Genomic DNA, 14070 nt, shown 5'->3' with positions numbered 1-14070 from the left:
GTTGTACCGGCGTTCAAGGCAACGCGGCACAGAATGCCAGAACTGCGAAATCGCACGGTGCCGTTACGCGACCCGCGTTTCGCTCGTCATCAATCATTATGCAGCTAATAACAAAGCTTAACCAAATCATTAAATCGATTCAGCCGATACTAATCCAACAATGATTAATTTCACGCATCGAAATAAATTGATGCTTAAATACCAGAGCCAGCGAGATGAGGCAATGCCAGGAGCGGTGAAAGTTTGAAGCAGAACACAAAAAAGCACCCTGAAAGGTGCTTTTTTATCCGAAATTAACAATCTGGCATCATTGTTGCAATTCTTTTTCTGTAAACAGATCGGCAAACAATGCGGTGCTCAGATAACGCTCACCTGAAGAGGGAAGGATAACCACAATATTCTTATTGGTAAAGGCTTCGTCTTCCTGAAGTTTGAGCGCGGCCGCAACCGCAGCGCCGGAAGAGATGCCCGCCAGGATGCCTTCTTCTTCCATCAAACGACGCGCCGTGGAGATAGCTTCATCGTTAGTAATGGCCACAACTTTGTCGATCAGTTTCAGATCGAGGTTGCCCGGAATAAAGCCAGCGCCGATACCCTGGATTTTATGCGGGCCGGGTTTGAGCTCTTCACCCGCCAGCGCCTGCGCGATAACCGGAGAATCGGTCGGTTCAACCGCCACGGTGATAAGCTCAGATTTACCTTTGGTGTTCTTGATGTAACGGCTCACGCCGGTCAGCGTACCGCCCGTACCCACGCCGGAGATAAACACATCAACCTGGCCATCGGTGTCTTCCCAGATTTCCGGACCGGTGGTTTTTTCGTGGATTTCCGGGTTAGCTGGGTTGCTGAACTGCTGAAGCAGCAGATATTTCGCCGGATCGCTGGCGACAATTTCTTCCGCTTTCTGGATGGCGCCCTTCATGCCTTTCGCGCCTTCGGTCAGCACCAGGTTCGCGCCCAACGCTTTCAGCAGCTTGCGGCGCTCGATGCTCATGGTTTCCGGCATGGTCAGGGTCAGTTTATAACCACGCGCGGCGGCGACATAGGCCAGCGCGATACCGGTGTTGCCGCTGGTCGGTTCAACCAGTTCCACACCCGGTTTCAGTACGCCACGTTTTTCGGCATCCCAAATCATATTGGCACCGATACGGCATTTGACGCTGAAGCTTGGGTTGCGTGATTCTACCTTCGCCAGAATGCGTCCGTTACCGATACGGTTCAGTCGAACCAGCGGCGTATGACCGATAGTCAGCGAGTTATCTTCAAAAATCTTACTCATGGCCTGTCCTTAACTGTATGAAATTTGGGAAACAGAGTTAGCATACGCACTTCCCCCACTGGGGGAAGTAAGTAATTCGCATATCTATATGCTGATGAGAAATAATGATGACCACTATGGAATAAGAGACGGCATAAGCCGTCTCGTTTCAGTTCCCGGCTTTTACTGCCACAGCGCATGTCTGCTGCGATAGCAGTCCACCCACATGGCGGTAGCGCCGCATACCGCGACCGGCATAATCACCAGATTTAAAAACGGAATCAGCGTAAACAGGCTCACCAGCGCGCCGAACTGCATATTGGTAAACTTGCGTTCGCGCAGAGCGATGCGCATCGTTTTAAACGGGACCTTGTGGTTATCGAAAGGATAGTCGCAATACTGGATTGCCAGCATCCAGGCGCTGAATAAAAACCACAGTACCGGCGCGACGGTCTGGCCGATGCCGGGAATAAAGTACAGCAGCAGCAGGACCACGGCGCGCGGCAGATACCAGGCCAGCTTTTGCCATTCGCGTTTCATAATGCGCGGCAGGTCTTTGAGGATGCCAAAAACCCCGGTGTCCGGTGGGGTAGCGCCGGTTAAGCGCGCTTCGAGTTGTTCCGCCAGCAGGCCGTTGAACGGCGCGGCAATCCAGTTCGCCAGGGTTGAGAAGAAATAACCGAAGATCAGCAGCACCGAGATCACCACCAATGGCCAAATCACATAGCTCAGCCATTGCAGCCAGTCCGGCACATGGGACATCAGCTCGGGGATCCAGACGTCAAATTGAGAAAATAGCCACCAGAATGCGCCACCCATCAGCACGATATTGATCAATAATGGCAGGATAACGAACCGGCGAATGCCTGGCAGCGTGACCAGTTTCCAGCCCTGAGAGAAATAATACAGACCGCTACGCGGCGTGGCGCCGGATTGTGAAACCATATTGAGGCTTACTCCTTTAATGTCAGCCAGGGTCAACGCAGGCTATCTTAACCGAGCCCGGAAATATCGCCAGTTCGGAAATGGTCGAAAAACCAGCAAAAAACACGTTTTATTTCATCTTTATGCGGAGAAAAACGTGCGCGGACTTGCACTTGAGCAGATGGGCAAATACTCTTAGTGAGTAAATGTTTGCCGCAGTGGCAAGGTGTTAGAACAACAGAGAATATAATGATGCAGGATTTGCGTCTGATATTAATCATTGTTGGCGCAATCGCCATAATAGCCTTACTGGTGCACGGCCTGTGGACCAGCCGTAAGGAACGCTCTTCTGTGTTTCGCGACCGTCCGATTAAGCGGATGAAGTCGAGGCGTGATGACGATTCTGATGATGATGGCGACGACATGGAAGAAGACGAAGGTGTCGGCGAAGTGCGTGTACGCCGCGTTGCGCCCGATCATGACAGCGTCTCACGGGAAGACGAGCCGCCTCGCCAGCCACAAGCGCCGCAGCATAATTACCAGCCTCCTTACGCGTCTTCGCAACCGCGCCAGCCTGCGGCTCGTCCTCAGGAACCTGAGCAACGCCCGCCGGTGCAACAACAGCAACCTGTTCAACAGGCGCCTGCCGCTGTGCCGCCTGCGCAACCTGTTGTGAGGCCGCAACAACCGCAGCCTGCCGCGCCGCAACATCAGCCGCAGCCTGTGGCGCCAGCGCCGCAGCCTGAACCTGTCGCGCAACCTGAACCTGCGCCCGCCGCACCGGCACCTGAAAAACCGCGCCTGAAAGAGACGGTCATCGTCATGAACGTTTCGGCGCATGCCGGTAGCCAACTGAACGGTGACGTGCTGCTCAATAGCATCCAGCAGGCAGGCTTTACCTTCGGTGAAATGAATATTTTCCATCGTCACCTGAGCCCGGACGGTAGCGGACCGGTACTGTTCAGCCTGGCGAATATGGTGAAGCCGGGGTCGTTCGATCCGGAAAATATGCATACCTTCGCGACGCCGGGCGTTACCATCTTTATGCAGGTGCCTTCCTACGGCGACGAGATCCAGAACTTCAAGCTGATGCTGCAATCTGCACAGCACATTGCCGATGAAGTGGGCGGTGTGGTGCTGGATGACCAGCGTCGCATGATGACGCCGCAAAAACTGCGTGAATATCAGGATCGAATCCGCGAAGTCAAAGACGCTAACGCATAATCTGCGTGCGGTGAACAACATACTCTAAGCCCCCGCATCGTCGGGGGTTTTTTTCATTGGTGGTGTGATATGGACTCGATAGAACAAAAACTGACTGAACTTAGAACCACGCTTCGCCATCATGAATATTTGTATCATGTGATGGATACCCCTGAGATCCCGGACGCCGAATACGACCGGTTGATGAATGAATTGCGTGCTCTGGAAGCAGACAACCCAACGCTGATTACCCCGGATTCCCCGACCCAGCGTGTGGGTGCCGCGCCGCTGACGGCGTTTACCCAAATCCGCCATGAAGTGCCGATGCTGTCGCTGGATAACGTATTCGATGAAAGCAGCTTTCTGGCTTTCAATAAACGCGTACAGGACAGGTTAAAAAGCAGCGATGCCCTGACCTGGTGCTGCGAGCTCAAGCTCGACGGCCTGGCGGTGAGTCTGCTGTATGAAAACGGTTTGCTGGTCCGCGCCGCCACCCGTGGCGACGGCACCACCGGGGAAGACATTACCTCTAATATTCGTACCGTGCGGGCGATCCCGCTGAAACTGCGCGGCGACAATATTCCTGCGCGTCTGGAAGTGCGCGGCGAGGTGTTCCTGCCCCAGGCCGGATTTGAAAAGATCAACGAAGAGGCCCGGCGCACCGGCGGGAAAGTGTTTGCTAACCCGCGCAACGCGGCGGCAGGATCGCTGCGCCAGCTCGATCCGCGCATTACGGCGAAGCGTCCGTTAACGTTTAACTGCTACGGCATCGGCCTGCTGGAAGGCGGCGAACTGCCGGCCAGCCATTACCAGCGTCTGCAACAGTTTGCCAAATGGGGCCTGCCGATAAGTCATCGCACCCGCATTTGCCAGACCCCGGAAGAGGTGCTGGCGTTTTATCACCAGGTTGAGGCCGATCGCCCGCAGTTGGGATTTGACATCGACGGCGTGGTGATCAAAGTGGATTCGCTGGCGTTGCAGGAGCAGCTGGGTTTTGTGGCGCGCGCGCCGCGCTGGGCGGTGGCCTTCAAATTCCCCGCTCAGGAGCAGATGACCTTTGTGCGTGATGTGGAATTTCAGGTTGGACGTACCGGCGCCATCACGCCGGTCGCACGTCTCGAACCGGTGCAGGTTGCTGGCGTGCTGGTCAGCAACGCCACGCTGCATAACGCCGACGAAATTGAACGCCTCGGCCTGCGCATCGGCGATAAGGTGGTGATCCGCCGCGCCGGGGATGTGATCCCGCAGGTGGTCAACGTGGTGCTCTCCGAGCGTCCGGAAGAAACCCGTGAAGTCACCTTCCCGACGCACTGCCCGGTTTGCGGCTCCGACGTTGAGCGCGTTGAAGGCGAGGCCGTGGCGCGCTGCACCGGCGGGTTAATTTGCGGCGCGCAGCGTAAAGAATCCCTGAAGCATTTTGTGTCACGTCGGGCGATGGACGTTGACGGTATGGGCGACAAGATTATCGATCAGCTGGTAGAGAAAGAGTACGTTCATACCCCTGCGGATCTGTTCCGGTTAACTGCCGGGAAACTCACCGGCCTGGATCGCATGGGGCCAAAATCGGCGCAGAACGTAGTCGACGCCCTCGAGAAAGCCAAAACCACCACCTTTGCGCGCTTCCTGTACGCACTGGGCATTCGTGAAGTGGGCGAGGCCACGGCAGCGGGCCTGGCCTCTTATTTCGGCAATCTGGATGCGCTGACCAAAGCCAGCATCGAAGAGCTGCAAAAAGTTCCCGATGTCGGGATTGTGGTGGCGACTCACGTTTACAATTTCTTCGAGGAAGAGAGCAACCGTGAAGTGATCCGCCAACTGGTGGAGGATGTCGGCATTCACTGGCCTGAACCGCTGGTGATTAAGGCGGAAGAGATCGACAGCCCGTTTGCCGGGAAAACCGTGGTGCTGACCGGCTCGCTTAGCCAGTTGTCGCGCGATGACGCCAAAGCGCGCCTCACGGCGCTGGGTGCCAAAGTGGCGGGCAGCGTTTCGAAAAAAACCGATTTGGTGATAGCCGGGGAAGCGGCGGGGTCAAAACTGGCGAAGGCGCAGGAACTGGGGATCGCCGTGATCGACGAAGACGAAATGATGCGTCTGCTGGGTGAATAACATGGAAAAAGAGCAGCTCATCGCCATTGCCAACACCGAGATGCCGTTTGGGAAATACAAAGGCCGTAGGCTGATTGATTTACCGGAAGAGTATCTGCTGTGGTTCGCCCGTAAAGATGAGTTCCCTGCCGGGCGGCTGGGCGAGCTGATGTCGATAACTCTGCTTATCAAAACCGAGGGGCTGACCCATCTGGTGCAGCCCCTCAAGAAATAGCCTTAGACTTTTGCGGCGCGGGCATTTTCCTGCGCCTGCAACTGTTCAGTCTGGTGTTTATACCGCCGCGCCAGCACCGCACAGACCATCAACTGGATCTGGTGGAAAATCATCAGCGGCAGCACCATCATCCCAATCACCGAAGTTGGAAACAGAATATTGGCCATGGGAATGCCATTGGCCAGGCTTTTCTTCGAGCCGCAGAACACGATGGTGATCTCATCGGCTTTGCTGAAACCGCACTTACGCGCCACCAGCACGTTCACCGCAATCACAATCGCCAACAGCACCAGGCTGACGACAACGATAAACACCAGCGAACCCAGGCCGACCTGATGCCAGATGCCGTTGACCACGGCTTCGCTGAAGGCGGTATAGACCACCAGCAGAATAGACGTCTGGTCGGTTTTCGAGATCAAATTTTTATGGCGCGCCACCCAACCGCCAATCCACGGACGCGACAGATGGCCCAGCACAAACGGCAGCAGCAGTTGCAGCATAATCTTGCCGACCTGCTCCAGGCTGCCCTCCGCGCCATGCATATTCATTACCAGGCCGACCAGCAGCGGTGACAGGAAAATCCCCAGCAGGCTCGACGCCGAAGCGGAGCAGACAGCCGCTGCAACGTTGCCGCCCGCCAGCGAGGTAAAGGCGATCGCCGACTGCACGGTGGCAGGCAAAATACACAGATAGAGGAAGCCGGTATACAACTCCTGGCTGACATTAACCGGTGCCCACCAGGCGAACAGCACGCCCAGCACCGGGAAGAGAATGAAGGTGCTGCACATCACCCAAAGATGTAACCGCCAGTGGCTGCCGCCTGCGATAATCGCTTCACGCGACAGCTTCGCGCCGTGCATAAAGAACAGCAAGGCAATGGCCGCCGTGGTAAGCCCTTCGAAAAACGGAACGAACCCGTCACGAGCCGGTAAGAACGAAGCCAGTAATACCACAGTAATCAGCGTGAGGGTAAAGGGATCGAGGATACGCAAAATTTTCATAATCTCTCCTGAGTCGAAACGTTATTTTGCGTTTTTCATTTTGAGAAATAAAATTGATTTATTGCATCCATTCATGAAGGAAATATATGAATGTTTCACTGCGTCAGTTGCGCACCTTTGTTACCGTCGCGCAAGCCAAAAGCTTCAGCCGCGCCGGGGACATCATCGGCTTAAGTCAATCCGCCGTAAGTCACAGTGTTAAAGAGCTGGAGCGCCAGTGCGGCGTGCGGCTGTTTGATCGCACCACCCGGGAAGTGGTGATGACCGAGGCCGGGCACCAGTTAGCGGCGCGGCTGGAACGCCTGCTGGATGAACTGAACAGCACCCTGCGCGATGCCGGGCGGGTAGGGCAGCAGTTATCGGGGACGGTGCGCGTTGCGGCCAGCCAGACCATATCCGCGCATTTAATTCCGCAGTGCATTGCGCACAGCAACCGCGACTACCCGGAAATCGATTTTGTGCTGCACGACAGGCCGCAGCAGTGGGTGCTGGAAAGCATTCGTCAGGGAGAAGTGGATTTTGGCATCGTTATCGATCCCGGCCCGGTAAGCGATTTGCAGTGTGAGGTGGTGTTATCAGAGCCATTTTTATTGTTATGCCGCGAGGATCACCCGTTCAGCCAACAGCGTGATGTTCCCTGGCAGGCGTTACACGGGCAGCCGCTGGTTTTACAAGATTATGCGTCGGGGAGCCGTCCGTTAATCGATGCGGCGCTGGCGCGCCAGGCTATTGAAGCCAATATTGTTCAGGAGATTGGTCATCCGGCGACGCTATTTCCCATGGTGGAGGCGGGGATAGGGATTAGCGTATTGCCCGCGTTGGCGCTGCCTTTGCCGCAGGGGTGCCATCTGGTGGTCAAGCCGCTGACGCCGGTAATCGAGCGCCAGTTAATGCTGGTGCAACGCAAGAAACGATCGCTGTCCGGGGCGGCGCAGGCGATTTGGGAGGTGGTACGCGCACAGGCCTACTGCCTGACCGAGGCGCGTATCCACGATCCGCTGTTTAACGTACCAGACGATCAAACGTACACATCAATCTGATGGTCGCTGCCCGGCGCGTTAACGCTCGCGGTGCTGCTTTGCTGCTCCTGCTTCTTCTGGGCTTCTTCCACCTGCTGTCGCTGCAACTGCGCCAGCTGAGCCTGTAGCATTTTAATCTGCGTCTGGATCAGCTCCTGCTGCTTTTGCTTCTGTTCAGCGCTACCGCTGCCGCTGGCGATATCTTTCAACTGCTGGGTCAGTTTGGTGATTTGCTGGGTGAGACGGGTAATTTGCGCCGCAAGGCTATTGCCTTGTGCTGTACCGCCGTTACTGGTTTGCATCATCGAGGTTGTGGTGGAAATGGTGGTCATTGTGTTCTCCTTTTGTTGCCAATACGGTGATATCGGCAGGTTTAATAAGAACTTGAGAACACTGATAAATCGCAGATAGCAAAAAAGCGCCTTTAGGGCGCTTTTTTACATTGGTGGGTCGTGCAGGATGACTCGCTTCGCTCGCCCTTCGGGCCGTCGCCGCAAGCGGCTCCGTTGTCTCACTTCGTTCGACCCGAACCTGCGGCAGGTTCGAATCTTGTATATCGCAGACAGCAAAAAAGCGCCTTTAGGGCGCTTTTTTACATTGGTGGGTCGTGCAGGATTCGAACCTGCGACCAATTGATTAAAAGTCAACTGCTCTACCAACTGAGCTAACGACCCGAAATGGTGGGTGATGACGGGCTCGAACCGCCGACCCCCTCCGTGTAAAGGAGATGCTCTACCAACTGAGCTAATCACCCATTTCGGTATTACCGGGTACTTCGCAACACGCTTTTCGATATGGTGGGTGATGACGGGCTCGAACCGCCGACCCCCTCCGTGTAAAGGAGATGCTCTACCAACTGAGCTAATCACCCACATCGAAATCGCTTGTCGTACTGCTTAACGGGAGACCATCTTAAAGATGGTGGGTGATGACGGGCTCGAACCGCCGACCCCCTCCGTGTAAAGGAGATGCTCTACCAACTGAGCTAATCACCCCCGCTGTGTGGAGTCGCATTATAGGGAGAGTTGAAAATGAGTCAACGCATTTTCATAAGTTTTTAATCGCTCGTCTTAAATTTAGCCAATGCGATCGATTATTCTTCGTTGGCGCTTGATTTGTCGTCAGTTTATCCCATTAACCTTCAACAACAGGGTTGAACATTGAGGAATCGGTTGACGGTGGTAGAATATTGCCCACTTAGCATTCCCAGGCATTTGCCGTTTTCCGGCACCTTTACAAACGTAAGGCCAATTAATGAAAATCAAAACCCGCTTCGCACCGAGTCCAACCGGCTATCTGCACGTTGGTGGCGCTCGTACTGCTCTTTATTCCTGGCTTTTTGCTCGCAACCTTGGCGGTGAATTTGTCCTGCGCATTGAAGATACCGATCTGGAGCGTTCAACGCCGGAAGCCATCGAAGCCATTATGGACGGTATGAACTGGCTGAGCCTGCAGTGGGACGAGGGCCCGTACTATCAGACTAAGCGCTTTGATCGCTATAACGCGGTGATTGATGAGATGCTCGAAGCGGGCACGGCGTATAAATGCTACTGCTCCAAAGAGCGCCTTGACGCACTGCGCGAAGAGCAGATGGCGAAAGGCGAAAAGCCGCGTTACGACGGACGTTGCCGTCATGGTCACGAACATCATGCCGCCGATGAGCCGTGCGTGGTGCGTTTTGCCAACCCGCAGGACGGGTCGGTGATTTTTGACGATCAGATCCGCGGGCCGATCGAATTCAGCAACCAAGAGCTGGACGATCTGATCATCCGCCGTACCGACGGTTCTCCGACCTATAACTTCTGCGTTGTGGTTGATGACTGGGATATGGAAATCACCCACGTGATCCGCGGCGAAGACCATATCAACAACACCCCGCGCCAGATCAACATTCTGAAAGCGCTGAACGCGCCGGTGCCGTTGTATGCCCACGTCTCCATGATCAACGGCGACGACGGTAAAAAACTCTCCAAACGCCACGGCGCGGTGAGCGTAATGCAGTACCGCGATGACGGCTATCTGCCGGAAGCGCTGCTGAACTATCTGGTGCGCCTGGGCTGGTCTCACGGCGATCAGGAAATTTTCAGCCGCGAAGAGATGATTAAGCTGTTCGATCTGCATGCGGTCAGTAAATCCGCGAGCGCCTTCAACACTGAAAAACTGCAGTGGCTGAACCATCATTATATCAATACGCTCGCGCCGGAGTATGTGGCGACTCACTTGCAATGGCATATCGAGCAGGAAAATATCGATACCCGCAACGGCCCGGAACTGGCGGCTCTGGTGAAACTGCTTGGCGAGCGCTGCAAGACGCTGAAAGAGATGGCCGCCACCTGCCGCTATTTCTATGAAGACTTCGCAGAATTTGATGCTGACGCAGCGAAGAAACACCTGCGCCCGGTGGCGCGTCAGCCGCTGGAAGTGGTGCGTGATAAATTAGCCGCTATCACCACCTGGACGGCGGAAAACGTTCACCAGGCCATTCAGGCGACGGCAGATGAGCTGGAAGTCGGTATGGGTAAAGTAGGTATGCCGCTGCGCGTGGCGGTTACCGGGGCAGGGCAGTCGCCGGGCCTGGACGTTACCGTGCATGCAATCGGCAAAAGCCGTTCGGTAGAGCGCATTAATAAAGCGCTGGCGTTTATCGCCGAGCGTGAAAACCAGCAGTAATCCTGCTGTTAACGAATAAAGCCGGTTAATACCGGCTTTATTTTTGGCTGCTATTCATCTTTAATGCCGAGCCGTTTTAACAGCCCGCTAATGCCCTCGCGCAAAATCAGGGCTGAAAGCTGTTGACGCTCATGGGGCGTCATCGCCTGGGCGACCTGGCGTAACTGGGTTTCCAGCTGTGCGGCATCGTCCCCATAGACCACCGCTGGTTCCGCTGCGTGGTGACCATCCGTTCTGGATTGCATTTTGCGGGTGCCGGAGACATATTCCCGCACCCGCTCATCGACAATAATCAGATGCGCTTTTCCACCCTTTACACCTTTTAAAGGAACGGTTTGCCATTGCTGGTCGGTTACCCAACGATTAATGGTCTGCGCTTTGTAGCCCGTTAATTCAGCGAGTTCCGCTGGGGTCATCCTTGGTTTGAAAATCATCATAGGCTAGTCATCGTGACGGATACTGAGTCGTTGCAACATCCCGGAAATTCCTTCTCTCAGGAGTAAAGAGGTCATCTGTTTTTGTTCGGATGGCGTCATTTCTTTTAGTGAATTAATCAGCAAACTTTCGAGCGGCGTTTCAGCCTGCGGGGCGCTATAGGATGCGTGGGGTTCAGTGGCGCGCTGGGCGCTGCGAATAAAATGCCGGACTTGTTCATTAACGTGGATCAATCTTGCTTTACCGCCCTGCACCCCAGGTTTGGGCGAGGTTTCCCATCCCTCTTTGCGCACCCATTTATTTATGGTTTGCCTGCTGTAACCCGTTAGCATTGCCAATTCTTCTGGCGTCATTCGTTCCTTGAGCATGATTACTCCAGTGATTTATAAGGTTATTAGTTGTTCATCTTATAGCACTATTTTACTGGAAACTGTGACGTGAATAACTAGCGAGTTCAGGAAAGTGCGAGACAGGTGGCATGTTGCTGGCTTTTTCAGCGGTTGAATCCAATCGGTGAATTTCGCGTTGACAGTCCAGGATGGAATTCATATTATTCGGGCCGTCAACACGACAACGATTTTGCGTAGGGGCTATAGCTCAGCTGGGAGAGCGCTTGCATGGCATGCAAGAGGTCAGCGGTTCGATCCCGCTTAGCTCCACCAAACTTCATCCCACAAGTTTGGTGCAAACAAAAAATCGTGGGGCTATAGCTCAGCTGGGAGAGCGCTTGCATGGCATGCAAGAGGTCAGCGGTTCGATCCCGCTTAGCTCCACCACATTTCAAACCCTCGCTTCGGCGGGGGTTTTTCGTTTCTGAGCCCGGATTTTTTCTCTTTAGCCGACCCCTGATTTAATTTTATTTATGTCATTTTGTAGTAATTCGTTAATCCCTTGTTTATCCAGAGGTGATTACTCTTGTTATAACTTGCGCCGGATAAAGGGTGACCATATTATTAGCGCTGCTTATTTTACGTGCCAAATTAACAAGTAAATTATATATATCCATGTTAAATAGAATTAATATAAAGCGTTTTTTTGTAGCATTAGTGTTGTGTTTTTTACTGGTGCCGATGGCGCGTTATATTTCTCCTCGAGCTATTGTTGACGGGCAGGCGCTTTATCTCGCCTATTTGCCGTTAAGCGTTATGGTAGCCATGCTGCTGTTATTTGGCCGCTATGCCATCGCCCCGCTGATTATTGTGTTTGCCTCTTCCTATTACCACCGTTACAACATCAGTGGATTCCAGCTCAGCGCATTTCTGTTTTGCTTTATGGCACCGTTTATTCTCTGCGCCGCGATTTGTCAGGCCTTCCTGGGCCGCCGTTGGCGCTATAACCTGACCGGCAAAGGCGTGGGGCACCGTATTTTATGGATGGGATTTGCTGCGCCGCTGCTCAGTAAATTGTTGCGCTATGTCCTTGGGCATTATATGGCCTTCCCCTCTGCCGTTGAGCCCTTTTTTGGCCACAGCTCGACCATGTTTAACATCGTTGATACGCAGAATACCGTAGCAGCGGCATTAGTTCTCAGCGGCATGTTTTATTATCCCGTGAGAATGCTATTGAGCCGGGCCTTTGCGCGTGCATTTTTGCGCAACTGCATCATTCCGGCGTTTTCACGCAGGCGGCGGATTTTTACTTTCTGCTGGCTGGTGGTGGTAGTGGCTTTACTGGTTATTTGTTGCGGACCTTATGAGACTGACTGGATATCCGGTTATCTGGTACCTATTGTTTTTGTGCTCTTCACCATTGGCGTATTTAAAATCGGCCCTCGGCTCATCAGCATATTATGGTCGATATCCGCGTGGATGCTGCTGAGCTGGAACGACAGCTTTTTATATGGCAACTCGGCTTATTCACTGGCATTCGTATTGTCAGTCTTTATCGCATTTACGGTATCGGTGCTGTTTATGACGGTGATATTTCAGCGTAATGAGCGAATGAAGCGCCAGTATTACACTCTGTCGCAAACCGATCCGTTAACCCGCATGCCGAATTTACGCGCGCTGGAAAAAATCATCGAAAAGGAACGTAACGGCGTCCTGTGCTGCCTGCGGCTGAATAATATGGATTTTTTAAGCCGGCATTACGGGCTGATGATGCGTGTCCACGCGAAGCAAATAATATCTGGCCTGGTTAAACCCTGGTTGCAGCGCGGCGAAATGGTATTCCAGCTGCCCGGCAGCGATTTGCTGATTTTTCTCCAGGGGCCGGAACCAGCGGCGCGGCTCCGCCATATGGTCGACTTACTGAACAGCAAACGTATCCCGTGGAACAATATCCAACTGGACATTGACTATGGCGCGACCTGGTCGACCATTGATTATCACGAAGAGGAGCTGTACCGGGTCATTAGCCAACTGAGCTATCTGGCCGAGCAGGTTACGGCGGATGAACCGGTATTGCCGCTTAATCAAAACAGTAAGGTGACCATATCCGGCGAAACGACCGAGCGGATCACCTTGCTTAAACAGGTCAAACAGGTACTTGAAGAAGAGAAGATTGAGCTCTATGCACAGCCAATCGTCGATGCACAGGGTAAGGGATATCACGAGATCCTGGCGCGGATGCACTGCGACGGGGAATTTATCACGCCGGATAAGTTCATTCCCATCGTGGCGCATTTTAACCTCAGTGTGCGTTTCGACTTACAGGTGCTGACCGGGCTACTGACGTTTCTTCGCCAGCATCCTTCGGCGGCCTCATGCCCACGTTTCTCCGTGAATCTTATGCCTCTGACGCTGATGCAAAAAGGCGTCGCCAGGCAGATCATCCAACTGTTCAACGATTATTCAGTCCCGGTAAGCCGGGTCATTATTGAAGTCACGGAAGAGCAGGCCTTTTCGGATTCGGAAACCAGTACTCAGAACATTACCCTGTTGCGTGAGAACGGCTTTCGTATCGCGATTGATGATTTCGGCACCGGGTATGCAAACTTCGAACGTCTGAAGCGCCTGCAGGCGGATATCATCAAAATCGACGGCTGCTTTATTAAAGATATCCTCACCGACTCGCTGGATAACATGATCGTGAAATCGATTTGCGAACTGGCGAAAGCCAAATCCTTTTCGGTGGTGGCGGAGTATGTCGAAACCGAAGCGCAGCGCCAGCTGCTGTTGGATTTAGGGGTTAACTACCTGCAAGGCTATCTTACCGGCAGGCCGATACCACTAAGCAGCTTATCGTAACCATAAAAAAACCCGCTTCAGGAAGCGGGTTTTTTGTTTCCGGCAAACC

The 14070-nt window shown here is 53.7% G+C and carries 12 protein-coding genes, 6 tRNA genes and 1 other RNA gene; 8 read left to right on the top strand and 11 right to left on the bottom strand.

The features are described from left to right. Positions 1 to 307: 307 nt before the first annotated feature. Entirely contained in the window at positions 308 to 1279 is a 972-nt protein-coding gene (gene cysK, locus FHW74_RS04870; RefSeq protein ID WP_161660562.1) for a cysteine synthase A, read from the bottom strand. 162 nt (positions 1280 to 1441) lie between these two features. Then, on the bottom strand, positions 1442 to 2203 hold the full coding sequence (gene cysZ / locus FHW74_RS04865; RefSeq protein WP_183169386.1) for a sulfate transporter CysZ: 762 nt from the start codon (positions 2201 to 2203) through the stop codon (positions 1442 to 1444). Positions 2204 to 2431: 228 nt separating this feature from the next. Between cysZ and zipA the strand changes: the two genes are divergently transcribed. The 3 genes from zipA (at position 2432) to FHW74_RS04850 (ending at position 5708) form a co-directional block, all read left to right on the top strand. Further along, positions 2432 to 3406 (top strand): cell division protein ZipA, encoded by a 975-nt coding sequence (zipA, locus tag FHW74_RS04860; RefSeq protein ID WP_183169385.1) that lies wholly within the window; start codon positions 2432 to 2434, stop codon positions 3404 to 3406. 69 nt (positions 3407 to 3475) lie between these two features. Next, positions 3476 to 5494 carry an NAD-dependent DNA ligase LigA gene (gene ligA / locus FHW74_RS04855; protein WP_183169384.1) on the top strand — a complete coding sequence of 673 codons (2019 nt, stop codon included), beginning with the start codon at positions 3476 to 3478 and terminating at the stop codon, positions 5492 to 5494. Position 5495: 1 nt separating this feature from the next. Further along, the gene (locus FHW74_RS04850) at positions 5496 to 5708 is read left to right on the top strand and encodes a DUF3820 family protein (RefSeq protein WP_125295650.1); all 213 of its coding nucleotides are present in this window, start codon (positions 5496 to 5498) and stop codon (positions 5706 to 5708) included. A gap of 2 nt (positions 5709 to 5710) precedes the next feature. Here FHW74_RS04850 and FHW74_RS04845 read toward each other — a convergent pair whose 3' ends face one another. Beyond that, a complete protein-coding gene (locus FHW74_RS04845) occupies positions 5711 to 6709 on the bottom strand; it encodes a bile acid:sodium symporter family protein (protein ID WP_183169383.1) in 999 nt (332 codons plus the stop codon). Positions 6710 to 6795: 86 nt separating this feature from the next. On the opposite strand from FHW74_RS04845, the gene FHW74_RS04840 reads away from it, so the two are divergent. After that, positions 6796 to 7749, top strand: a complete 954-nt coding sequence (locus FHW74_RS04840; protein WP_183169382.1) for a LysR family transcriptional regulator — start codon at positions 6796 to 6798, stop codon at positions 7747 to 7749. Here the strand turns inward: FHW74_RS04840 and FHW74_RS04835 are convergent. The 6 genes from FHW74_RS04835 to FHW74_RS04810 form a co-directional block, all read right to left on the bottom strand. Next, a complete protein-coding gene (locus FHW74_RS04835; protein WP_183169381.1) occupies positions 7728 to 8060 on the bottom strand; it encodes a FlxA-like family protein in 333 nt (110 codons plus the stop codon). The genes FHW74_RS04840 and FHW74_RS04835 overlap by 22 nt on opposite strands. 111 nt (positions 8061 to 8171) lie before the next feature. Further along, positions 8172 to 8297, bottom strand: a non-coding RNA gene (locus FHW74_RS04830) — RtT sRNA. Between the two features lie 29 nt (positions 8298 to 8326). Beyond that, positions 8327 to 8402: transfer RNA gene (locus tag FHW74_RS04825), tRNA-Lys, on the bottom strand. Positions 8403 to 8406: 4 nt separating this feature from the next. Then, a tRNA-Val gene (locus FHW74_RS04820) sits at positions 8407 to 8482 on the bottom strand. Between the two features lie 41 nt (positions 8483 to 8523). Beyond that, positions 8524 to 8599 (bottom strand) — tRNA-Val (locus FHW74_RS04815). Between the two features lie 48 nt (positions 8600 to 8647). Further along, positions 8648 to 8723: transfer RNA gene (locus FHW74_RS04810), tRNA-Val, on the bottom strand. A 259-nt stretch (positions 8724 to 8982) separates the two neighbouring features. On the opposite strand from FHW74_RS04810, the gene gltX reads away from it, so the two are divergent. Next, positions 8983 to 10398 carry a glutamate--tRNA ligase gene (gene gltX, locus FHW74_RS04805; RefSeq protein WP_183169380.1) on the top strand — a complete coding sequence of 472 codons (1416 nt, stop codon included), beginning with the start codon at positions 8983 to 8985 and terminating at the stop codon, positions 10396 to 10398. A 50-nt stretch (positions 10399 to 10448) separates the two neighbouring features. Here gltX and FHW74_RS04800 read toward each other — a convergent pair whose 3' ends face one another. Together FHW74_RS04800 and FHW74_RS04795 are read right to left on the bottom strand one after the other, a co-directional pair. Further along, positions 10449 to 10835, bottom strand: coding sequence for a YfeC-like transcriptional regulator (locus FHW74_RS04800; protein ID WP_238406707.1), 387 nt, complete (start codon positions 10833 to 10835; stop codon positions 10449 to 10451). 3 nt (positions 10836 to 10838) lie between these two features. Then, the gene (locus FHW74_RS04795; protein ID WP_183169379.1) at positions 10839 to 11201 is read right to left on the bottom strand and encodes a YfeC-like transcriptional regulator; all 363 of its coding nucleotides are present in this window, start codon (positions 11199 to 11201) and stop codon (positions 10839 to 10841) included. Between the two features lie 218 nt (positions 11202 to 11419). Here FHW74_RS04795 and FHW74_RS04790 point away from each other — a divergent pair. From FHW74_RS04790 to FHW74_RS04780, 3 genes are all read left to right on the top strand, one after another. Then, a tRNA-Ala gene (locus tag FHW74_RS04790) sits at positions 11420 to 11495 on the top strand. Positions 11496 to 11533: 38 nt separating this feature from the next. After that, a tRNA-Ala gene (locus tag FHW74_RS04785) sits at positions 11534 to 11609 on the top strand. Positions 11610 to 11837: 228 nt separating this feature from the next. Further along, positions 11838 to 14021: an EAL domain-containing protein gene (locus FHW74_RS04780; protein WP_183169378.1), complete on the top strand. Its 2184-nt coding sequence runs from the start codon at positions 11838 to 11840 to the stop codon at positions 14019 to 14021. Positions 14022 to 14070: the final 49 nt, after the last annotated feature.

Origin of the sequence: Atlantibacter sp. RC6 (genome assembly GCF_014193285.1) — a bacterium.
In the GTDB taxonomy this organism is placed as follows: domain Bacteria; phylum Pseudomonadota; class Gammaproteobacteria; order Enterobacterales; family Enterobacteriaceae; genus Atlantibacter.
Note: the sequence above shows the minus strand (reverse complement) of the source record. Positions and strands in the feature narration are given on the sequence as shown.

Excerpts from the sequence above, each read along its gene's own strand:
- cysZ (WP_183169386.1), bottom strand. The coding sequence starts at position 2,203 with ATGGTTTCACAATCCGGCGCCACGCCGCGTAGCGGTCTGTATTATTTC.
- FHW74_RS04845 (WP_183169383.1), bottom strand. The coding sequence starts at position 6,709 with ATGAAAATTTTGCGTATCCTCGATCCCTTTACCCTCACGCTGATTACT.
- FHW74_RS04800 (WP_238406707.1), bottom strand. The coding sequence starts at position 10,835 with ATGATGATTTTCAAACCAAGGATGACCCCAGCGGAACTCGCTGAATTA.
- FHW74_RS04780 (WP_183169378.1), top strand. The coding sequence starts at position 11,838 with ATGTTAAATAGAATTAATATAAAGCGTTTTTTTGTAGCATTAGTGTTG.
- FHW74_RS04795 (WP_183169379.1), bottom strand. The coding sequence starts at position 11,201 with ATGCTCAAGGAACGAATGACGCCAGAAGAATTGGCAATGCTAACGGGT.
- zipA (WP_183169385.1), top strand. The coding sequence starts at position 2,432 with ATGATGCAGGATTTGCGTCTGATATTAATCATTGTTGGCGCAATCGCC.
- FHW74_RS04850 (WP_125295650.1), top strand. The coding sequence starts at position 5,496 with ATGGAAAAAGAGCAGCTCATCGCCATTGCCAACACCGAGATGCCGTTT.
- gltX (WP_183169380.1), top strand. The coding sequence starts at position 8,983 with ATGAAAATCAAAACCCGCTTCGCACCGAGTCCAACCGGCTATCTGCAC.
- ligA (WP_183169384.1), top strand. The coding sequence starts at position 3,476 with ATGGACTCGATAGAACAAAAACTGACTGAACTTAGAACCACGCTTCGC.
- FHW74_RS04840 (WP_183169382.1), top strand. The coding sequence starts at position 6,796 with ATGAATGTTTCACTGCGTCAGTTGCGCACCTTTGTTACCGTCGCGCAA.
- FHW74_RS04835 (WP_183169381.1), bottom strand. The coding sequence starts at position 8,060 with ATGACCACCATTTCCACCACAACCTCGATGATGCAAACCAGTAACGGC.
- cysK (WP_161660562.1), bottom strand. The coding sequence starts at position 1,279 with ATGAGTAAGATTTTTGAAGATAACTCGCTGACTATCGGTCATACGCCG.